The following is a 21,176-nucleotide window of genomic DNA, read 5'->3' on the forward strand; positions in this document are numbered from 1 at the left end:
CGGCGCTGTGACTGGTCGTGCCTGCAATCCGTAACCGCGAAACGTGAAAAGGCTTGCAGGCAATAACAGTATCTACGCTCTTTCTTTACATATTATTTTCGCTAATGCTTCGTGCAAACGTGGCATCCCTGCGCCAGACTTTGTACAATGCAACGCCCCGGAAGAGCAGACCGCTTGCCGGGGCGTTTCTTTTTAACCCTCCACGGGCCACAACGTGTAACAACGAGGCCGGAAAAAATTATGTCTGAATTAGTTAACACCTCTGAAGTCGTCATTCCTGCGGTTCCAAATAAAAATGGAAAAATTAACCTGCTGGATCTGAACCGTCAGCAAATGCGCGAATTCTTCAAAGAGATGGGCGAAAAGCCGTTTCGTGCCGATCAGGTCATGAAGTGGATGTACCATTATTGCAGCGACAACTTTGATGACATGACTGACATCAATAAGGTGCTGCGTAACAAGCTGAAAGAAGTCGCTGAAATTCGCGCCCCGGAAGTGGTGGAAGAGCAGCGTTCCTCTGACGGCACGATCAAATGGGCTATCGCGGTTGGCGATCAGCGCGTTGAAACCGTTTATATCCCGGAAGACGATCGCGCGACCCTGTGTGTTTCTTCACAGGTTGGTTGTGCATTAGAGTGTAAATTCTGCTCTACGGCGCAACAGGGATTTAACCGTAACCTGCGAGTATCGGAAATCATTGGCCAGGTTTGGCGTGCGGCGAAAATCGTCGGCGCGGTCAAAGCAACGGGCGTACGTCCTATCACCAACGTGGTGATGATGGGGATGGGCGAACCATTGCTCAACCTGACCAACGTGGTACCGGCGATGGAAATCATGCTGGATGACTTCGGTTTTGGGCTGTCCAAGCGTCGCGTTACGCTTTCCACCTCAGGGGTTGTACCTGCGTTGGATAAGCTGGGTGATATGATTGACGTCGCGCTGGCGATCTCTCTGCATGCGCCAAACGATGAAATTCGTGACGAAATTGTGCCAATCAACAAAAAGTACAATATCGAAACGTTCCTCGGGGCAGTGCGCCGTTATCTGGAAAAATCCAACGCCAACCAGGGTCGTGTGACCATTGAGTATGTCATGTTGGATCACATCAATGACGGTACCGAACACGCGCATCAGTTGGCTGAACTGCTGAAAGATACTCCATGTAAGATCAACCTGATCCCATGGAACCCGTTCCCTGGCGCACCGTATGGTCGTAGCTCTAACAGCCGTATCGATCGTTTCTCCAAAGTGTTGATGAGCTATGGTTTCACCACCATCGTGCGTAAAACACGTGGCGATGACATCGATGCAGCCTGCGGTCAATTGGCCGGCGATGTTATCGACCGTACCAAGCGTACCCTGCGCAAGCGTATGCAGGGTGATGCTATCGACATCAAAACCGTTTGATGTCGAGTGCACTACGGTATAATTCATGTACCGTAGTGCAATGTAAGCCAGATGAGGTTCTTTGGTTGTTGTCGTCAGGTCAATAATAACGGTGCGTTTTTGTCGACTTTAAGGCAGTATGTAACGGCGCAACAAGAGTTTAGCCCTCAGGTTTACGCTTTTTTGTCATTGGTAGTCTGACCGTTTTATACTGTCTGACGAAGGTTAACTGACCAGATGTTTCGCGGTGTGGGTGAGCATTGTGACTCGCCGGCGCCAGAACCCAAATTTACGCAGCTGTAGCGAATGAATACTGAAGCCACGCACGACAAAAATGAAGCACTCTCCACCGGCGTTCGTCTGCGCAATGCCCGTGAACAACTCGGATTCAGCCAACAGGCAGTCGCGGAACGACTGTGCCTGAAGGTCTCCACGGTACGCGATATTGAAGAAGATAAGGCGCCAGCCGATCTCGCTTCAACATTCCTGCGTGGGTACATCCGTTCTTATGCGCGTCTGGTGCATATTCCTGAAGAAGAACTGTTGCCAGGGCTGGAAAAACAGGCTCCAATTCGCCCTGCTAAAGTCGCGCCGATGCAGAGCTTCTCGCTCGGTAAGCGTCGTAAAAAGCGCGACGGCTGGTTAATGACCTTCACCTGGCTGGTGCTGTTTGTCGTTGTCGGACTGACAGGTGCCTGGTGGTGGCAGAACCATAAAGCGCAGCAGGAAGAGATCAGCACCATGGCCGATCAATCTTCCGCTGAACTGAATGCCGGTAAAGACACTGCGCAGAATGTACCGTTAGATACCAGCGCCGCAGCAGGTCAGGAGACAACTCCGGCTGCGGGCGATGGCGCGGTAGCGGACGCAGCGCCAGCGACGGATGCTCCGACAACCCCGGCGCCAGCAGCGGATGCGCAACAGAACGCCGTAGTGGCGCCTTCTCAGGCCAACGTCGATACCGCAACCGCAGCGCCAACAGCGCCAGCGAACGCGGCACCGCTGCCGACTGACCAGGCGGGTGTCACTACCCCTGCAGCCGACCCTAACGCGCTGGTAATGAACTTTACCGCCGATTGCTGGCTGGAAGTGACCGATGCGACCGGTAAAAAACTGTTCAGCGGTATGCAGCGTAAAGACGGCAATCTGAATCTGACCGGTCAGGCGCCGTACAAACTGAAAATTGGCGCTCCGGCGGCAGTGCAGATTCAGTTCCAGGGGAAACCTGTTGATCTGAGTCGTTTTATCAGAACTAACCAGGTTGCACGTCTGACCGTTAATGCCGAACAATCACCGGCTCAGTAACAGACGGCAATGCGGGAGATTTTTTAATGCATAACCAGGCTCCAATTCAACGTAGAAAATCGACACGCATTTACGTTGGGAACGTGCCGATCGGCGATGGCGCGCCCATCGCCGTACAGTCTATGACCAATACGCGTACCACTGACGTGGAAGCAACGGTTAATCAGATCAAAGCGCTGGAACGTGTAGGCGCAGACATTGTTCGTGTCTCTGTACCGACAATGGATGCTGCAGAAGCGTTCAAGCTTATCAAACAGCAGGTTAATGTCCCGCTGGTTGCCGATATTCACTTCGACTACCGTATCGCGCTGAAAGTGGCGGAATACGGCGTTGACTGCCTGCGTATCAACCCAGGCAATATCGGTAATGAAGAGCGCATCCGCATGGTAGTGGATTGCGCTCGTGATAAAAATATTCCTATCCGCATCGGCGTAAACGCCGGATCGCTGGAAAAAGATCTGCAGGAAAAATACGGTGAACCGACGCCGCAGGCGCTGCTGGAATCCGCTATGCGTCATGTGGATCACCTTGATCGTCTGAACTTCGATCAATTCAAAGTCAGCGTTAAAGCCTCTGACGTTTTCCTTGCCGTAGAATCCTATCGCCTGCTGGCGAAACAGATCGATCAACCGCTGCATCTGGGGATCACCGAAGCCGGTGGCGCACGTAGCGGGGCGGTGAAATCCGCGATCGGTTTAGGATTGCTGCTATCCGAAGGGATCGGCGATACGCTGCGTGTTTCTCTGGCCGCCGATCCGGTGGAAGAGATCAAAGTGGGCTTTGATATTCTGAAATCGCTGCGCATTCGCGCGCGCGGGATCAACTTTATCGCGTGTCCAACCTGCTCACGTCAGGAATTTGACGTTATCGGTACGGTTAACGCGCTGGAGCAACGCCTGGAAGACATCATTACGCCAATGGATGTTTCGATCATCGGCTGCGTGGTAAACGGTCCTGGCGAAGCGCTGGTTTCTACGCTGGGCGTGACGGGCGGTAACAAGAAAAGCGGCCTGTACGAAGACGGTGTGCGTAAGGACAGACTCGACAACGACGATATGATCACGCAGCTTGAAGCCCGTATTCGCGCTAAAGCGAGTATCCTGGACGAAGCGCGTCGTATCGACGTGCAGCAGCTTGAAAAATAACAACGTGATGGGAAGCGGCGTGCTTCCCGTGTATGATTGAACCCGCATGGCGCCCGCATTGTTCGGGTTAGCGCTGAGGGTTCATTTTTATATTCATAAAGAGAATAAACGTGGCAAAAAACATTCAAGCCATTCGCGGCATGAACGATTATCTGCCTGGCGAAACCGCCATCTGGCAGCGCATTGAAGGCACTCTCAAAAACGTGCTCGGTAGCTACGGTTACAGTGAAATCCGCTTGCCGATTGTAGAGCAGACCCCGTTATTCAAACGCGCGATCGGTGAAGTCACCGACGTGGTTGAAAAAGAGATGTATACCTTTGAGGACAGAAATGGCGACAGCCTGACTCTGCGTCCTGAAGGGACAGCGGGCTGCGTACGCGCCGGCATCGAACATGGTCTCCTGTACAATCAGGAACAGCGTCTGTGGTATATCGGGCCGATGTTCCGCCACGAACGTCCGCAGAAAGGACGCTATCGTCAGTTCCATCAGTTGGGTGTCGAAGTGTTTGGCCTGCAGGGCCCGGACATCGATGCTGAACTGATTATGCTGACCGCTCGCTGGTGGCGCGCGCTGGGTATTTCCCAACATGTTAGCCTGGAGCTGAACTCAATTGGTTCGCTTGAGGCCCGCGCTAACTACCGTGATGCGCTGGTCGCCTACCTGGAACAGCATAAAGAGAAACTGGACGAAGACTGCAAGCGTCGCATGTACACCAACCCGCTGCGCGTGCTTGACTCCAAAAATCCAGAAGTGCAGGCGCTGCTCAACGACGCACCTGCGCTGGGTGATTATCTTGATGACGATTCTCGCGAGCATTTCGCGGGTCTGTGCAAACTGCTGGAATCCGCAGGGATTGCCTACACCGTCAATCAGCGTCTGGTTCGTGGCCTTGATTACTACAACCGCACCGTATTTGAGTGGGTTACCAGCAGTCTGGGCTCGCAGGGTACAGTGTGTGCCGGCGGTCGTTATGACGGTCTGGTAGAGCAACTTGGCGGTCGCGCAACGCCTGCTGTGGGCTTTGCCATGGGCCTGGAACGACTTGTTTTGTTAGTTCAGGCAGTTAATCCGGAATTTATTGCCTCCCCTGTTGTCGATATATACCTGGTTGCTTCAGGCACAGACACGCAGCCGGCGGCAATGCGGCTTGCAGAACGTCTGCGTGATGAAGTGCCTGGTGTGAAACTGATGACCAACCACGGCGGCGGCAACTTTAAGAAACAGTTTGCCCGTGCCGATAAGTGGGGCGCCCGCGTTGCACTGGTACTGGGTGAGTCCGAAGTGGCTGACGGTACCGTTGTAGTGAAGGATTTGCGCTCTGGTGAGCAAACGGCAGTAGCGCAGGATGGCGTTGCCGCGCATTTGCGCACTCTACTGGGCTAAGGAGAAGGACAGCGTGGAAATTTACGAGAACGAACACGACCAGGTTGATGCGGTAAAACGCTTCTTTGCCGAAAACGGCAAAGCGCTGGCGGTTGGGATAATTTTAGGGGTTGGCGCGCTGGTTGGCTGGCGTTACTGGACCAGCCATCAGACGGAGTCCGCACGCTCTGCTTCTCTGGCATACCAAAATACCGTGACCGCGGTTAGCGCGGGTAAAGCGGATAGCATTCCTGCGGCAGAGAAATTTGCCGCAGAGAATAAAAATACCTACGGCGCGTTAGCTTCACTGGAACTTGCGCAGCAGTTTGTTGACCAAAATGAACTTGAGAAAGCCGCAAGCCAGCTGCAACAAGGCCTGGCTGCAACCAGCGATGAGAATCTCAAAGCGGTGATTAACCTGCGTCTGGCTCGTGTTCAGGTTCAGCTTAAACAAGCTGATACCGCGCTGAAAACACTCGACACCATTAAAGGTGAAGGGTGGACGGCCATTGTTGCCGATCTGCGCGGTGAAGCGTTGCTGAGCAAGGGCGACAAACAAGGTGCGCGTAGCGCATGGGAAGCGGGTGTGAAAAGCGATGCCTCTCCTGCTCTGAGCGAAATGATGCAGATGAAAATCAATAATTTGTCCATCTGAGAGGGACCCGATGCAATTGCGTAAATTACTTCTGCCAGGGCTGCTTTCCGTTACCCTATTGAGCGGCTGTTCACTGTTTAGTGGCGAAGAAGATGTCGTTAAGATGTCCCCATTACCGGTGGTTGAAAACCAGTTTACTCCGTCTACGGACTGGAGCACTTCCGTAGGCAACGGTATTGGTGATTTCTATTCTAATCTTCATCCTGCGCTGGCGGATAACGTTGTCTATGCAGCCGATCGCGCAGGTGTCGTGAAAGCGTTGAACGCAGACGACGGCAAAGAAGTGTGGTCTGTGAATCTGGGTGAGAAAGACGGCTGGTTCTCCCGTGCATCTGCACAGCTTTCTGGCGGTGTAACCGTGTCCGGTGGTCATGTTTACATTGGCAGTGAAAAAGCGCAGGTTTATGCGTTGAATACCAGCGACGGTACCACCGCATGGCAGACGAAAGTTGCCGGTGAAGCGCTGTCTCGTCCTGTTGTGAGTGATGGCGTAGTATTAATCCACACCAGCAACGGTCAATTGCAGGCGTTGAACGAAACTGACGGTGCCATCAAATGGACTGTTAACCTCGATATGCCATCCCTGTCTCTACGTGGCGAATCTGCCCCAGCGACGGCCTTTGGCGCAGCGATTGTTGGCGGTGATAACGGTCGCGTAAGCGCCGTGCTGATGCAGCAGGGACAGATGATTTGGCAGCAACGTATTTCCCAGGCGACTGGCCCAACGGAAATCGATCGTCTGAGTGACGTTGATACCACGCCGGTTATCGTCAATGGCGTTGTTTACGCGCTGGCTTATAATGGTAACCTGACCGCGCTGGATCTGCGCAGTGGTCAGATTATGTGGAAACGTGAACTGGGCTCGGTGAATGATTTCATCGTCGACGGTAACCGTATCTACCTGGTCGATCAGAACGACCGCATACTGGCGCTGACCACCGACGGCGGCGTGACGCTGTGGACGCAAAGCGATCTGCTGCACCGTCTGCTGACGTCTCCGGCATTGTATAACGGCAATTTAGTTGTGGGTGATAGCGAAGGCTACCTGCACTGGATTAACGTTGAAGATGGTCGCTTTGTTGCCCAGCAGAAAGTCGACAGCTCCGGTTTCCTGACCGAGCCAGTCTCTGCTGATGGTAAACTGCTGATCCAGGCGAAAGACGGTACGCTGTACTCCATTACGCGTTAATCGTCCTGGCCGCTCGCTTTGAAAAACGGCTCCTGGTGCAGGGGCCGTTTTACTGTTTTTAACAACGGCGCAAAAATGCGCGCGTTGTTTGATGATTTTTTAAATGAGGCTTTAAACATGGTACCTGTGGTCGCGCTTGTCGGGCGCCCTAACGTTGGCAAATCCACGTTATTTAACCGTCTAACTCGCACCCGAGATGCGCTGGTTGCGGATTTCCCGGGTCTGACTCGTGACCGTAAGTACGGTCGTGCGGAAATTGAAGGCCGCGAGTTTATCTGCATCGATACCGGCGGTATTGATGGCACCGAAGACGGTGTTGAAACCCGCATGGCCGAACAGTCTCTGTTGGCGATTGAAGAAGCGGACGTTGTGCTGTTTATGGTGGATGCGCGTGCTGGTCTGATGCCAGCGGATGAAGCCATTGCTAAACATCTGCGTTCACGCCAGAAACCGACGTTCCTGGTGGCCAACAAAACTGACGGACTGGATCCCGATCAGGCGGTTGTTGATTTCTACTCGCTGGGGTTAGGCGAAATTTATCCGATTGCTGCCTCCCATGGTCGTGGCGTTCTCAGCCTGCTGGAGCATGTTCTGCTGCCGTGGATGGATGACGTTGCACCGCAGGAAGAAGTCGATGAAGATGCGGAATATTGGGCGCAACTGGAAGCCAAAGAAAACGGTGAAGAAGAGCCTGAAGACGACTTCAACCCGCAGGATCTGCCGATCAAACTGGCGATTGTCGGTCGTCCGAACGTAGGTAAGTCCACACTGACTAACCGTATTCTGGGCGAAGACCGCGTGGTGGTTTACGACATGCCTGGGACTACGCGTGACAGCATTTATATTCCGATGCAACGCGACGAACGTGAATATGTGCTGATCGACACCGCGGGCGTGCGTAAGCGCGGGAAAATTACCGAAGCGGTAGAAAAATTCTCAGTTATCAAAACGCTGCAGGCGATTGAAGATGCCAACGTGGTCATGTTGGTGATTGATGCGCGCGAAGGTATTTCCGATCAGGACCTGTCGCTGCTGGGCTTTATCCTCAATAGTGGGCGCTCACTAGTTATTGTCGTCAACAAATGGGACGGCCTGACGCAGGAAGTGAAAGAGCAGGTCAAGGAAACGCTGGACTTCCGTCTGGGCTTTATTGATTTTGCGCGTGTACACTTTATCTCTGCGCTGCACGGTAGCGGTGTCGGTAATCTGTTTGAATCAGTCCGCGAAGCATACGACAGCTCCACCCGTCGCGTTAGTACCGCGATGCTGACGCGTATCATGACCATGGCGGTAGAAGATCATCAGCCACCGCTGGTACGTGGTCGTCGCGTGAAGCTGAAATATGCCCATGCCGGTGGTTATAACCCGCCGATCGTGGTGATTCATGGCAATCAGGTGAAAGATCTGCCGGATTCATATAAGCGTTATCTGATGAACTATTTCCGCAAAACCCTGGACGTGATGGGGACACCGATCCGCATTCAGTTCAAAGAAGGGGAAAACCCGTTTGCGAATAAACGTAATACGCTGACACCGACCCAGATGCGTAAGCGTAAGCGTTTGATTAAACACATTAAAAAGAGCAAATAATCGTTGCTGATGTTGATGAAAACCCGCGCTTGTCGCGGGTTTTTTTTCGTTATTCCATCGCCTGCTTCAGCCCGTGCGATGTCAATCACTATTCGTTTTTTACCAAGTTTAAATCTAAGAAAGTAGACATTTGTCGAGTTTTCATCTTAAAGTCCGGGGGCTGGTACTAGACAAAACTAGCCTTAGGTTATCAAATGGTTAAATAACTTTTCGCCGCATGTAAAAAATCGGTCAGATACGTAACTGGCTGGCGTACATCGCGGTGTTTACACGCACGACGACATAACTTTCGGGAGAATTATGCAATCCTCTGTTAATCAAAAAGAAAGCCGAACTTTCTTCGGCCATCCTTATCCGCTCGGCTCGCTGTTCTTCACAGAGATGTGGGAGCGTTTCTCGTTTTATGGCATTCGCCCATTACTGATCCTGTTTATGGCGGCTACCGTCTATGACGGTGGCATGGGGCTGGCGCGTGAAAACGCCTCGGCGATTGTGGGTATCTTTGCCGGTACGATGTATCTCGCCGCGCTGCCAGGCGGTTGGCTGGCGGATAACTGGCTCGGCCAACAGAAAGCGGTATGGTACGGCTCCATCCTGATTGCGCTCGGTCATCTGTCGATTGCGCTTTCGGCCATTATGGGTAACAACCTGTTCTTTATCGGCCTGATGTTTATCGTGCTCGGTTCCGGTCTGTTCAAGACCTGTATTTCGGTCATGGTGGGCACGCTGTATAAAAAAGGCGATGCGCGTCGTGACGGCGGTTTCTCGCTGTTTTACATGGGCATCAATATGGGGTCATTCATCGCACCTTTGATCTCCGGTTGGTTGATTAAAACCCATGGCTGGCATTGGGGCTTTGGTATCGGTGGTATCGGGATGCTGGTGGCGTTAATCATCTTCCGTGTGTTTGCCGTTCCGTCAATGAAACGCTACGACAGCGAAGTGGGACTGGACTCGACCTGGAACAGCCCGGTAGTCAAGCGTAACGGTGTGGGCGCATGGCTACTCGCGCTGGCTGTCGGTGTGGCGATTATCGTTACGCTGATTGCACAGGGCGTGATTGTGATTAATCCGGTCGCGGTTGCCAGCGTACTGGTGTACGTGATTGCCGCCTCTGTTGCACTCTACTTTATCTACCTGTTCATCTTTGCCGGTCTGAATCGCAAAGAACGCGCCAGACTGCTGGTTTGCTTTATCCTGCTGGTTTCCGCCGCATTCTTCTGGTCGGCGTTTGAGCAAAAGCCAACCTCGTTCAACCTGTTCGCCAACGACTACACTAACCGTATGATCGGTGATTTTGAAATCCCGGCGGTCTGGTTCCAGTCGATAAACGCCCTGTTTATCATCCTGCTGGCGCCGGTATTCAGCTGGGCGTGGCCGAAACTGGCGAGCATGAACATTCGTCCGAGCAGCATCACTAAGTTCGTTATCGGTATTTTGTGCGCGGCGGCAGGCTTTGGCCTGATGATGCTGGCGGCGCAAAACGTTCTCAGCAACGGCGGGGCGGGCGTTTCTCCATTCTGGCTGGTGGGCAGCATCCTGATGCTGACGCTTGGTGAGCTGTGTCTGAGTCCGATAGGCCTGGCGACCATGACGCTGCTGGCGCCGGAAAGAATGCGTGGGCAAATGATGGGCCTGTGGTTCTGTGCCAGTGCGCTGGGTAACCTGGCCGCAGGTCTGATTGGTGGTCATGTGAAGGCTGACCAACTGGATATGCTGCCGGATCTCTTCGCACGCTGCTCGATTGCGCTGCTGATCTGCGCCGCGGTGCTGATCGTCCTCATTGTTCCGATTCGTCGTATGCTGGAGAATACGCAAACTAAACCGGCAACCAGCGCCTGATAACACCTCGATTATGCCGGGGCAGAGGCTATGCCCCGGTCATTCAATTGATGAGGTGTGACGGTTTGTTGGACCTGGGCGACATTCAGCGCAGCGTGTTAAACTCAACGCAAGAATAGATCCCTGTACTGGAGTTGTTATGTCTATCATTTGCCCGGGTTGCCACGCTGAACTGGAACCACAAAACGGTGCGGCGCACTGTGAGAGTTGTCAAAAAGATTTTCAACTGGAAGCACGTTGCCCAGAGTGCCATCAACCACTCGAAGTACTAAAGGCCTGTGGCGCGGTGGATTATTTCTGCCAGCATGGCCATGGGCTGATTTCGAAAAAACGCGTGGAGTATGTGCCGGTTTAAACCGGCTTTTTCTTCCGCGTTTTTTTCGCCGCCGTTACGCCCCTCACTTCGCTTTCCACCCAGCCATCTGCTAGACGGGTGGTGATGACATCGCCTGCGCTGACCTGTTTGATCTGTTTCAGTACGCCGCCGCCCGTGGTGGTAGAAACGCTGTAGCCACGCGCCAGGGTCGCCAGTGGGCTGACCGCTTCGAGATGGGTAACCGCGTTGCCAAAACGTTCGCGCTGTGCGCTTAAACGTGTGCGGATATTCTCCGTCAGACGATATTCCAGCTGCTGAATACGGGTTTGCGCGCGATAAATGCGGGGCTGCGGGTTTTGCTGATTGAGCCGTTGCAACATACGCTGCTGGCGCTGATTAGCCTGCTTAATCTTATTCTCAAGCGCAAATCCCATCCGCTGGCGCAGCCGCTCCAGCGACGTTTGCTGACGTGCCAGGCGTAGCTGTGGGTGCTGCTGCTGTAGGCGGTGGAATAGCTGCGTGAAGCGGCGGCTGCTGTTGGCGAGGTAGTAGTCCATCGCCATGCCCAAGCGCTGCTGGGCAGACTGCACCTGACGCAGCAGCTCTTGCTGGTTACGGCTGACGATTTCCGCCGCCGCCGACGGCGTCGGCGCGCGCAGGTCGCCGACAAAATCGGCAATGGTGACGTCGGTTTCGTGGCCGACGGCGCTGACCACCGGAATGCGGCTGGCAAAAATAGCGCGCGCCACCCGTTCGTCGTTAAAACTCCATAAATCTTCCAGTGAACCGCCGCCGCGCCCGACGATTAACACGTCGCATTCGCCGCGCGCGTTCGCCAGTTCAATGGCGCGAACGATTTGCCCCGGTGCGTCGTCGCCCTGTACTGCGGTAGGGTAGATAACCACCGGCAGCGACGGATCGCGGCGTTTAAGAACGTGGAGAATATCGTGCAGCGCCGCGCCGGTTTTCGAGGTAATCACCCCAACGCAGTGGGCCGGGGAGGGCAGCGGCTGCTTGTATTGCTGATCGAACAACCCTTCCGCCTGCAGTTTGGCTTTCAGCTGTTCATACTTCTGCTGTAATAGCCCTTCGCCCGCGGGCTGCATGCTCTCAACAATTATCTGGTAATCGCCGCGCGGCTCATACAGCGTGATGTTGGCGCGTACCAGTACCTGCTGACCGTGCTGCGGACGGAACGTCACCCGACGGTTGCTGTTACGGAACATCGCGCAGCGCACCTGGGCGGAGTCATCTTTGAGCGTGAAGTACCAGTGACCGGAAGAGGGCTGGGTGAAATTCGATATTTCGCCGCTAATCCACACTTGTCCCATCTCCTGCTCAAGCAGCAGACGAACCGTCTGATTCAGGCGGCTTACGGTAAAAATTGAGGAGGTCTGAGAGGATAACATGTGAGCGGGATCAAATTCTAAATCAGCAGGTTATTCAGTCGAAAGTAACATGCTCACAGAGGAGCGCAAGGTTTTTTTGCAAAAAAGTGTGGATGCAATCGGTTACGCTCTGTATAATGCCGCGGCAATATTTAATAACCTCCCAGGTGAGATATTGCCCATGCTACGTATCGCAAAAGAAGCCCTGACGTTTGACGACGTCCTCCTCGTTCCCGCTCATTCTACCGTTCTGCCGAACACGGCTGACCTTAGCACTCAGCTGACCAAAACGATTCGCCTGAACATTCCTATGCTCTCTGCAGCCATGGACACCGTGACGGAAGCGCGCCTGGCGATTGCCCTGGCACAGGAAGGCGGCATCGGTTTTATCCACAAAAACATGTCCATCGAGCGCCAGGCGGAAGAAGTCCGCCGCGTGAAAAAACACGAGTCTGGCGTGGTAACTGACCCACAGACCGTATTGCCAACTACCACCCTGCGTGAAGTGAAAGAACTGACTGAACGTAACGGTTTTGCGGGCTACCCGGTTGTGACTGAAGACAACGAACTGGTTGGCATCATCACCGGTCGTGACGTGCGCTTTGTGACGGACCTGAACCAGCCGGTCAGTGTATACATGACGCCGAAAGAGCGCCTGGTGACCGTGCGTGAAGGTGAAGCGCGTGATGTCGTGCTGGCCAAAATGCATGAGAAACGCGTTGAGAAAGCGCTGGTTGTTGATGACAGCTTCCACCTGCTCGGCATGATCACCGTTAAAGATTTCCAGAAAGCAGAACGTAAACCGAACTCATGTAAAGACGAGCATGGTCGTCTGCGCGTCGGCGCGGCTGTAGGCGCAGGCGCGGGTAACGAAGAACGTGTTGACGCGCTGGTTGCTGCGGGCGTTGACGTACTGTTGATCGACTCCTCTCACGGTCACTCTGAAGGTGTGCTGCAACGTATCCGTGAAACCCGTGCTAAATATCCTGACCTGCAAATCATTGGCGGTAACGTCGCGACTGGCGCAGGCGCTCGCGCCCTGGCGGAAGCGGGTTGCAGCGCGGTGAAAGTCGGTATCGGCCCAGGCTCCATCTGTACTACCCGTATCGTTACTGGCGTGGGCGTGCCGCAGATCACCGCTGTTTCCGACGCGGTTGAAGCGCTGGAAGGCACCGGTATTCCGGTTATCGCTGACGGCGGTATCCGTTTCTCCGGCGACATCGCCAAAGCGATTGCCGCTGGCGCCGCAGCCGTCATGGTTGGCTCTATGCTGGCGGGTACCGAAGAATCCCCGGGCGAAATCGAACTATACCAGGGCCGTTCTTACAAATCTTACCGCGGTATGGGTTCCCTGGGCGCAATGTCCAAAGGCTCTTCCGATCGTTACTTCCAGAGCGACAACGCCGCTGACAAACTGGTGCCGGAAGGTATCGAAGGTCGCGTAGCATATAAAGGCCGCCTGAAAGAGATCATTCACCAGCAGATGGGCGGCCTGCGCTCCTGTATGGGTCTGACCGGTTGTGGTACCATCGACCTGCTGCGTACGAAGGCTGAATTCGTGCGTATCAGCGGTGCGGGTATTCAGGAAAGTCACGTTCACGATGTGACCATCACCAAAGAGTCCCCGAACTACCGCTTGGGCTCCTGATAAGTTTCCGCGCCCGGTTTTAAACCGGGCGTTTTGTTATTGTTTCACTTGCCTCGGAATTATCGTCAAATGACAGACAATATTCATAAACATCGCATTCTCATCCTCGATTTCGGATCGCAGTACACCCAACTGGTCGCACGTCGCGTACGTGAACTGGGCGTCTACTGTGAGCTGTGGGCATGGGATGTTACTGAAGCACAAATCCGTGAGTTCAACCCGAGCGGCATCATCCTCTCCGGTGGCCCGGAAAGCACCACCGAAGCAAACAGCCCGCGTGCGCCTGAGTACGTCTTCAACGCCGGTGTGCCGGTCTTCGGCGTTTGCTACGGTATGCAGACCATGGCAATGCAGTTGGGTGGCCACGTTGAAGGTTCTAACGAGCGTGAATTCGGCTACGCCCAGGTTGAGGTACAGACCGACAGCGCGCTGGTGCGCGGTATCGAAGATTCTCTGACCGCCGACGGCAAACCGCTGCTTGACGTATGGATGAGCCACGGCGACAAAGTGACCGCGATCCCGGAAGGTTTCGTGACCGTTGCCAGCACCGAGACCTGTCCGTTCGCCATTATGGCGCACGAAGAAAAACGCTTCTACGGCGTGCAGTTCCACCCGGAAGTGACCCACACCCGCCAGGGTATGCGCATGCTGGAGCGTTTTGTGCGCGATATCTGCCAGTGTGAAGCGCTGTGGACTCCAGCTAAAATCATCGATGATGCCGTTGCCCGTATTCGCGAGCAGGTTGGCGACGACAAAGTGATCCTCGGCCTCTCCGGCGGCGTGGATTCTTCCGTAACCGCCATGCTGCTGCACCGCGCTATCGGTAAAAATCTGACCTGCGTGTTCGTGGACAACGGTCTGCTGCGTCTGAACGAAGCCCAGCAGGTGATGGACATGTTCGGCGATCACTTCGGCCTGAACATTGTTCACGTGGAAGGCGAGCAGCGCTTCCTCGACGCGCTGAAAGGCGAGAACGATCCGGAAGCCAAACGTAAGATCATTGGCCGCGTGTTCGTTGAAGTGTTCGACGAAGAAGCGCTGAAACTGGAAGATGTAAAATGGCTGGCGCAGGGGACTATCTACCCTGATGTGATCGAATCCGCGGCATCCGCGACCGGTAAAGCACACGTCATCAAATCTCACCACAACGTGGGCGGCCTGCCGAAAGAGATGAAGATGGGTCTGGTTGAGCCGCTGCGTGAGCTTTTCAAAGACGAAGTGCGTAAAATTGGTCTGGAGCTGGGCCTACCGTACGACATGCTGTACCGTCACCCGTTCCCGGGCCCAGGTCTCGGTGTGCGCGTGCTGGGCGAAGTGAAGAAAGAGTACTGCGACCTGCTGCGCCGCGCGGACGCTATCTTCATTGAAGAGCTGCACAAAGCTGACCTGTACAACAAAGTCAGCCAGGCGTTCACCGTATTCCTGCCGGTCCGTTCCGTTGGCGTAATGGGCGATGGCCGTAAGTACGACTGGGTTGTCTCCCTGCGTGCTGTCGAAACCATCGACTTTATGACCGCACACTGGGCGCACCTGCCGTATGACTTCTTAGGCCGCGTCTCTAACCGCATCATCAACGAAGTGAACGGTATTTCCCGCGTCGTTTATGACATCAGCGGTAAGCCGCCGGCTACCATTGAGTGGGAATAATACCCCCTTTGTAAGCGGTTTCTGAATCCGTAATATCAAAAAACCCTCTGTTTATAGAGGGTTTTTTATTGCTCTTATTTCAAAAGACAATTCTGAAGGACGATGTTCTAATCAACCAGTTGTAGCTGAGGTTGAGAGTGGGATGACACGTTCTCCACGCGAATATCCATCTGTGGATACGGCAGGTCAATATGATTGGCGTCCAGGGCCTCTTTAATGTTTTCCAGCAAATCGTAATACGTGTTCCAGTACTCAATATTAGGCACCCACACGCGGACGTAAAAATTGAGCGCAGAGGCTCCTAACTCACCCAGACGAACGGTCACCCCACGTTGCTTATCGATGCGGCTGTCCTGCTCAATAATGTGATTAATAACGCGCTTAACATCCGCGATCCGACTCTGATAACCCACGCCAATCACAAGATCGATACGACGGAAAGGGTGGCGGGAATAGTTAATAATATTATCAGCGATGATCTTGCCGTTTGGGATCACCACTTCTTTGCTGTCGGCGGTGAGTAGAGTGGTGGAGAAAATGTGCACCTTTTCTACCGTCCCGGTGACTGCACCAATCTGCACTATTTCGCCGGCGCGGAAAGGCCGTAGGGAAACCAACAGTACACCTGCGGCGAAGTTGGAGAGCGATCCTTGTAGCGCGAGACCAATAGCCAGTCCGGCAGCGCCAATGACGGCAATAATGGATGATGTTTCAATACCGACGCGCCCCAACGCAGCGACAATGAAAAAGGCGAGAGTGATGTAACGTACCAGGGCGGTAAAGAACTGAATGATGGTCCGGTCAACTTTACGTTTTAACAGCAGTTTCTCCAGTCCACGGGAGATCAGTCGAGAGATAAATTTGCCGATAAACAGTAAAATCACGGCGGCAACGATATTCCATGCGAATTGCATAACGGCATCGCTGTGCCCGGCGAGCCACTCAAGGCCGCTTCTTATTTTGGGAAAAAAAGAAAAACTACTCATGGTATTACCCTGTTATATTTAAAAATAGTAACAATTCGAATAAGCATTTAATTTTCATGCAAAATATTAATATTTGCGTTAGTGATATTTTCTGGCGATATTAATTAGCGTCTATTTGATCTGTATTTGCCTTTTTTATGTCCAGTAAACAGGTACGTAAAAATTAGCGCGAATGGTGCGGTGAAGTGGGATTAAAAGATAGTGTATTTGTGCGATAAAACTGGTTAATTATCTGATATATCAGTGCGTGTCGTTGGTAGGATTATGAACGGTTCCGTCACTTAAATCCCTTACCGGATGGTTAAATGTCAGGCGATTAGCCATCCGGTAAGGAATCTTAATGCTGGGGGATCACAGGCAAGCGCGATCAGCGTACGTCGTTTTGCGCAGGAGATGTCTGTTGCGGCAGGGTTAACTGCTGAGATTCTTTTTTGTCCTGGTGGTGATGCCACGCACCAATGGCGGAGTAGACGAAGCGTCCGAAGAAGAAGAGAAAGCTGATAAGCAGTACGATCCGGATCATGCGACTGTTAAATCGGTGTCGTTTGCGTAGGCTGGTAACCTGGCTCACAAAAGGTTCCTTGTAGTGTACCCAACATGGGCGATACTCACATTAAGGCATACTGTGAGGGAATGGTCAATTCTTCGTTATGTAAAATTGCTTCAGTCGTTTTATCCCCTTATGTTATGAAAATTAATATAATTATTTGCATGAATAATGAATTAACGATAAAAAACAATGAAAAGAGTAATAATTGATTAATGAGGGGCATTTTTTTTGATATGTATCAAACGTCACCCTTTACTGGTAACTAAAATTGATGAGTCATTATGATGTATTTTACTTTATCTTTTTAAAGTCAGGTGGGATGCCTGTCTGAATACCCCCTGCAGGATGTGCGGGATTCTACTGAGCATCTATGAAACTCAATAAAAAATATATTGGTATTAGAGATAGATGGTGGGCGTTACCTCTCATCTTGCCTTCTTTGCTGTTGCCTATATTGAGCACCGCCAACACCTATGCCCATATTAGTACGGGGACCGTAATACTTTTCTATCTGCCATTGGCGCTGATGATTAGTCTGATGCTCTTTTTTGGTTGGGCGGCATTGCCAGGAATTATCATTTCCATAATCTGGTATAAATATCCGCAGGTTGGGCTATTTGAAACACTCTCAATAATTTCGCACTTTATCGTTACGCTAGTGCTTAGTTGGGGCGGGTATAAGGTATTTACTCCCCGACGCAACAATGTTTCCCACGGTGATTCTCACCTGATGTTTCAGCGAATGTTCTGGCAGGTGTTCTGTCCGGCAACGCTGTTTCTGATTCTCTTCCAGTTTGCCGCCTTTGTGGGCGTCTATGAGAGTAAATCAGGCATGGTCGGCGTGATGCCCTTTAATACCGGTACGTTAATCAATTATCAGGCCATGCTGGTGGGGAATCTTGTTGGGGTTCCACTGTGCTATCTTATTATTCGAGCGATACGTAATCCTTTGCACCTGAGAGGCTATTTTTCTCAGTTAAAGCAGCAGTTTGATAGCAAAGTCACCAAAACAGAACTGGCCATCTGGTCGATTATATTGATCGCGCTGATGTCTATGTTATGCATGCCGTTAAATGAACAAAGCTCAATATTTAGCACGAATTATACCTTGTCGTTGTTACTGCCCGTTATGCTATGGGGCGCAATGCGTTACGGGTATAGATTTATTTCGTTGATATGGTCAGTCGTACTTATTACTGCAATTCATTACTATCAGCGCTATATGCCCTGGTATTCGGGCTATGATACCCAGCTTGCCATTACCTCATCGAGCTATCTGGTTTTCTCCTTTATAGTGAATTTCATTGCCGTACTGGCAACGCGCCAGCGGTTCGTTACCCGACGCAACCATCGTCTGGCATTTTTTGATCCGATGGTACATATTCCAAACTTGCGCGCGTTGAATCGGGATTTGAAAAAAGCGCCCTGGTCAGTGCTCTGTTTTTTGCGGGTGCCTGGCATGGAACTGCTGGTGAAAAATTACGGCATTATGCTGCGTATTCAGTACAAGCAAAAACTCGCTCAGTGGATAACACCTTTGTTAGAACTGGATGAGCATGTCTATCAATTATCGGGTAATGATCTCGTTTTGCGTTTTAATACAGAGGCTCATCAGGAGCGCATCGAAGCACTGGACAGGCATATTAAGCAGTTCCGCTTTATCTGGGATGGTATGCCTTTACAGCCGCAGGTAGGTATCAGCTTTTGCTATGTACGCTCCCCGGTTAACCACATTTATTTGTTACTCGGTGAGTTAAGCACCATTGCCGAGATCTCCCTGGCGACCAATTCTCCAGAAAATATGCAGCGGCGCGGCGTGATGCACTTGCAACGTGACCTGAAAGATAAGGTTGCGATGATGAACCGTCTGCAGCAGGCCCTGGAGCACAATCGCTTTTTCCTGATGGCGCAGCCGATCGCTGGCGTGCGTGGCGATGTCTATCACGAAATTCTGCTGCGACTTCATGGGGATGATGGCGAAATTATCGCCCCGGATAATTTCTTGCCGGTAGCGCACGAGTTTGGTTTGTCTTCCAGCATCGACATGTGGGTGATTGAAAATACGCTGAAGTTTATGGCGCAGAATCGGGAAAAAATGCCTGCCCGTCGCTTTGCTATTAACTTATCGCCTACATCGGTATGTCGTGCCCGTCTTCCGCATGACATCAATCAGTTACTGACGAAATACAAGGTTGAAGCCTGGCAACTCATCTTTGAGGTGACGGAAAGTAATGCCTTAACCAATGCGGATCAGGCGCAGGCGACGTTACTACAGCTGCAAGCTTTGGGTTGTCAGATTGCGATTGATGATTTTGGGACCGGATATGCCAGCTATGCCCGACTGAAAAATGTGAATGCCGATATCCTGAAAATTGACGGCAGTTTTATTCGTAATATCGTTTCGAACAGCCTCGACTACCAAATTGTGGCCTCTATTTGTCATCTGGCGCGGATGAAAAGAATGCTGGTGGTTGCGGAGTACGTCGAAAGCGAAGAAATACGCAGCGCAGTGGTTTCGCTGGGGATTGATTACCTGCAGGGGTATTTGATTGGCAAACCGCAGCCGCTGCATGAAACTCTGGAGGAGCAGGTGCCAGACGAGCCGGCACCTGTTGGGAGCTTATGCGGCGAGATCGGGTGAGCTTTCTTCTTCAATTTTGAGACGCCAGCCGGTTACTGCTTCCCAGTATTGCTGCTCTTTTTCCAGATCGAGCAGTACCAGCGCATTTTGGCTGAACCAGTCATGCGGGAAGCGTAAGGTCCAGTGGTTGTCCTCGGTTATCAGGGTCAGGGTCGGCGGCGTGGTTGTCGCCTGACGCTGATTATTCAGCAATACCCCCAGACGCAATAGCTGGATTAACGGCAGAAACTGTTTTTTCTTAAACAGCGTAAAGCGGGGCAAATCATCAAGCTTCACCGCTTTACGATGGTAACGAACTAATGTTGCCATCATCAGCTGCTGTTCCTGATTGAATCCCGGTAAATCGCTATTTTGTAGAATGTAAGCAGAATGGCGATGCAGACCGCTATGATTGATGTTCAGCCCAACCTCATGCAGCATCGCTGCCCAGCGCAGTAACGCTTCCAACTGGGGATTGGCCAGTTTTGGCTGCTGAGTATGCCACTGGTCATACATCTGCATGGTGGTTTCCAGCACACGGCGGGCTTGTTCACTGTCGATGTTGTACTGATTCGCCAGGCTGCTGGCGGTGCGGCTGCGTACATCCTGATGGCGAAAACGGCCTTCCATCTCATACAGCACGCCTTCACGTAGCGCACCATCGGACAGACGAAGCTCGCGAATAGCCAGCGCATCAAAAACGCCGCACAAAATAGCAAGCCCAGGTACAAACACCGCTTTTCGTTCTTCTGACAGTCCCGGCAAACTAAGCGCATTGAATGACGCGTGCTTCAACACTTCAGCGGTCAGTTTTTCCAGACGTTCAGGGGTGATAAAGCCATCTTTCTCCCCCATTTCCAGCAGCACTTCGTGTGCCGCTTTAATGGTACCCGACGCGCCCAGCGCAACGTTCCAGCCCTGAATGCGAAACTGCCACGTTAGCGTTTCAAGTTTCTGCGCAGCCGCCATGCGGGCGCGCTGGAAGTTTTCCCGACTGATAGTGCCGCCCGGGAAATACATCTGAGCAAAACTAACACAGCCCATACGGCGGCTTTCGACCAGTTTGGGTTCGAAATCCTCACCGATCACCAGTTCCGTGGAACCGCCGCCGATATCGATAACCAGCTTGCGGCCTTTTTCCGGCTGGGTGTGTTCAACGCCCATAAAAATCAGACGTGCTTCTTCATTACCGGAAATAATCTCAATCGGGTAGGGGATGACTTTTTCTGCTCGCTTGAGAAAATCGGTCGCGTTCAGCGCCTGACGTAGAGTATGGGTTCCCACGATACATACGCTCGACGGGGGAAATCCTTGCAGTCGTTCAGCGAAAAGCGACAAACAGCTTAATCCACGCTCCATTGCTTCTTCGCTCAGCTTGTTGTCTGCGCCAAGCCCATCCGCCAGATGTACGCGTTGTTTCAGTCGGCCGATGATTTGCATTGCACCATCAACCACGCGGGCAATGACCATATGAAAACTGTTTGAACCCAGATCGACCGCAGCAAATTCCTGCGGTCGTGGTGACTTGTCGTGTATTGGCATATC

At 52.4% G+C, this 21,176-nt stretch carries 16 protein-coding genes; 12 read left to right on the forward strand and 4 right to left on the reverse strand.

All coding sequences use genetic code 11. The annotated features are described in order from the left end of the window. Positions 1–240: 240 nt before the first annotated feature. The 9 genes from ACVXHP_RS20370 (at position 241) to ACVXHP_RS20410 (ending at position 10,831) form a co-directional block, all read left to right on the forward strand. Positions 241–1,407, forward strand: a complete 1,167-nt coding sequence (locus tag ACVXHP_RS20370; protein ID WP_003037713.1) for a bifunctional tRNA (adenosine(37)-C2)-methyltransferase TrmG/ribosomal RNA large subunit methyltransferase RlmN — start codon at positions 241–243, stop codon at positions 1,405–1,407. Between the two features lie 285 nt (positions 1,408–1,692). Further along, positions 1,693–2,691 (forward strand): cytoskeleton protein RodZ, encoded by a 999-nt coding sequence (gene rodZ / locus ACVXHP_RS20375; RefSeq protein WP_316130295.1) that lies wholly within the window; start codon positions 1,693–1,695, stop codon positions 2,689–2,691. A 26-nt stretch (positions 2,692–2,717) separates the two neighbouring features. Beyond that, the gene (ispG, locus tag ACVXHP_RS20380; protein WP_016154000.1) at positions 2,718–3,836 is read left to right on the forward strand and encodes a flavodoxin-dependent (E)-4-hydroxy-3-methylbut-2-enyl-diphosphate synthase; all 1,119 of its coding nucleotides are present in this window, start codon (positions 2,718–2,720) and stop codon (positions 3,834–3,836) included. Positions 3,837–3,946: 110 nt separating this feature from the next. Beyond that, positions 3,947–5,221, forward strand: coding sequence for a histidine--tRNA ligase (hisS, locus tag ACVXHP_RS20385; RefSeq protein WP_137398551.1), 1,275 nt, complete (start codon positions 3,947–3,949; stop codon positions 5,219–5,221). A 13-nt stretch (positions 5,222–5,234) separates the two neighbouring features. Then, positions 5,235–5,855, forward strand: coding sequence for a YfgM family protein (locus tag ACVXHP_RS20390; protein WP_038642608.1), 621 nt, complete (start codon positions 5,235–5,237; stop codon positions 5,853–5,855). Positions 5,856–5,865: 10 nt separating this feature from the next. Beyond that, positions 5,866–7,044, forward strand: a complete 1,179-nt coding sequence (bamB, locus tag ACVXHP_RS20395; RefSeq protein WP_447572093.1) for an outer membrane protein assembly factor BamB — start codon at positions 5,866–5,868, stop codon at positions 7,042–7,044. Positions 7,045–7,161: 117 nt separating this feature from the next. Continuing rightward, the gene (der, locus tag ACVXHP_RS20400; protein WP_038642605.1) at positions 7,162–8,634 is read left to right on the forward strand and encodes a ribosome biogenesis GTPase Der; all 1,473 of its coding nucleotides are present in this window, start codon (positions 7,162–7,164) and stop codon (positions 8,632–8,634) included. Between the two features lie 300 nt (positions 8,635–8,934). Beyond that, complete coding sequence (locus ACVXHP_RS20405; RefSeq protein ID WP_200005477.1) at positions 8,935–10,476, forward strand: peptide MFS transporter; 1,542 nt, start codon at positions 8,935–8,937, stop codon at positions 10,474–10,476. 139 nt (positions 10,477–10,615) lie between these two features. Further along, complete coding sequence (locus ACVXHP_RS20410; protein WP_316129252.1) at positions 10,616–10,831, forward strand: zinc ribbon domain-containing protein; 216 nt, start codon at positions 10,616–10,618, stop codon at positions 10,829–10,831. On the opposite strand, the gene xseA is transcribed toward ACVXHP_RS20410, so the two are convergent. Further along, the gene (gene xseA / locus ACVXHP_RS20415) at positions 10,828–12,201 is read right to left on the reverse strand and encodes an exodeoxyribonuclease VII large subunit (RefSeq protein WP_447572094.1); all 1,374 of its coding nucleotides are present in this window, start codon (positions 12,199–12,201) and stop codon (positions 10,828–10,830) included. The two genes, ACVXHP_RS20410 and xseA, sit on opposite strands and share 4 nt — an antisense overlap. 160 nt (positions 12,202–12,361) lie before the next feature. On the opposite strand from xseA, the gene guaB reads away from it, so the two are divergent. After that, a complete protein-coding gene (guaB, locus tag ACVXHP_RS20420; RefSeq protein WP_038642597.1) occupies positions 12,362–13,828 on the forward strand; it encodes an IMP dehydrogenase in 1,467 nt (488 codons plus the stop codon). A gap of 69 nt (positions 13,829–13,897) precedes the next feature. After that, entirely contained in the window at positions 13,898–15,475 is a 1,578-nt protein-coding gene (gene guaA / locus ACVXHP_RS20425) for a glutamine-hydrolyzing GMP synthase (protein WP_200005483.1), read from the forward strand. 107 nt (positions 15,476–15,582) lie between these two features. Here guaA and mscS read toward each other — a convergent pair whose 3' ends face one another. Both mscS and ACVXHP_RS20435 read right to left on the reverse strand, forming a co-directional pair. Continuing rightward, a complete protein-coding gene (gene mscS / locus ACVXHP_RS20430) occupies positions 15,583–16,461 on the reverse strand; it encodes a small-conductance mechanosensitive channel MscS (protein ID WP_316129249.1) in 879 nt (292 codons plus the stop codon). Positions 16,462–16,828: 367 nt separating this feature from the next. Then, positions 16,829–17,032 carry a YfgG family protein gene (locus ACVXHP_RS20435; protein ID WP_200005485.1) on the reverse strand — a complete coding sequence of 68 codons (204 nt, stop codon included), beginning with the start codon at positions 17,030–17,032 and terminating at the stop codon, positions 16,829–16,831. Between the two features lie 349 nt (positions 17,033–17,381). On the opposite strand from ACVXHP_RS20435, the gene ACVXHP_RS20440 reads away from it, so the two are divergent. Further along, positions 17,382–19,652, forward strand: coding sequence for a bifunctional diguanylate cyclase/phosphodiesterase (locus ACVXHP_RS20440; RefSeq protein ID WP_316129248.1), 2,271 nt, complete (start codon positions 17,382–17,384; stop codon positions 19,650–19,652). Here ACVXHP_RS20440 and ppx read toward each other — a convergent pair. Then, the gene (gene ppx, locus ACVXHP_RS20445) at positions 19,632–21,173 is read right to left on the reverse strand and encodes an exopolyphosphatase (RefSeq protein WP_447572095.1); all 1,542 of its coding nucleotides are present in this window, start codon (positions 21,171–21,173) and stop codon (positions 19,632–19,634) included. The two genes, ACVXHP_RS20440 and ppx, sit on opposite strands and share 21 nt — an antisense overlap. Positions 21,174–21,176: the final 3 nt, after the last annotated feature.

Source organism: Citrobacter freundii complex sp. 2025EL-00176 (genome assembly GCF_053309355.1).

Excerpts from the sequence above, each read along its gene's own strand:
- ACVXHP_RS20405 (WP_200005477.1), top strand. The coding sequence starts at position 8,935 with ATGCAATCCTCTGTTAATCAAAAAGAAAGCCGAACTTTCTTCGGCCAT.
- rodZ (WP_316130295.1), top strand. The coding sequence starts at position 1,693 with ATGAATACTGAAGCCACGCACGACAAAAATGAAGCACTCTCCACCGGC.
- mscS (WP_316129249.1), bottom strand. The coding sequence starts at position 16,461 with ATGAGTAGTTTTTCTTTTTTTCCCAAAATAAGAAGCGGCCTTGAGTGG.
- guaB (WP_038642597.1), top strand. The coding sequence starts at position 12,362 with ATGCTACGTATCGCAAAAGAAGCCCTGACGTTTGACGACGTCCTCCTC.
- ppx (WP_447572095.1), bottom strand. The coding sequence starts at position 21,173 with ATGCCAATACACGACAAGTCACCACGACCGCAGGAATTTGCTGCGGTC.
- bamB (WP_447572093.1), top strand. The coding sequence starts at position 5,866 with ATGCAATTGCGTAAATTACTTCTGCCAGGGCTGCTTTCCGTTACCCTA.
- ACVXHP_RS20370 (WP_003037713.1), top strand. The coding sequence starts at position 241 with ATGTCTGAATTAGTTAACACCTCTGAAGTCGTCATTCCTGCGGTTCCA.
- guaA (WP_200005483.1), top strand. The coding sequence starts at position 13,898 with ATGACAGACAATATTCATAAACATCGCATTCTCATCCTCGATTTCGGA.
- der (WP_038642605.1), top strand. The coding sequence starts at position 7,162 with ATGGTACCTGTGGTCGCGCTTGTCGGGCGCCCTAACGTTGGCAAATCC.
- ACVXHP_RS20440 (WP_316129248.1), top strand. The coding sequence starts at position 17,382 with ATGAAACTCAATAAAAAATATATTGGTATTAGAGATAGATGGTGGGCG.
- xseA (WP_447572094.1), bottom strand. The coding sequence starts at position 12,201 with ATGTTATCCTCTCAGACCTCCTCAATTTTTACCGTAAGCCGCCTGAAT.
- ispG (WP_016154000.1), top strand. The coding sequence starts at position 2,718 with ATGCATAACCAGGCTCCAATTCAACGTAGAAAATCGACACGCATTTAC.
- ACVXHP_RS20410 (WP_316129252.1), top strand. The coding sequence starts at position 10,616 with ATGTCTATCATTTGCCCGGGTTGCCACGCTGAACTGGAACCACAAAAC.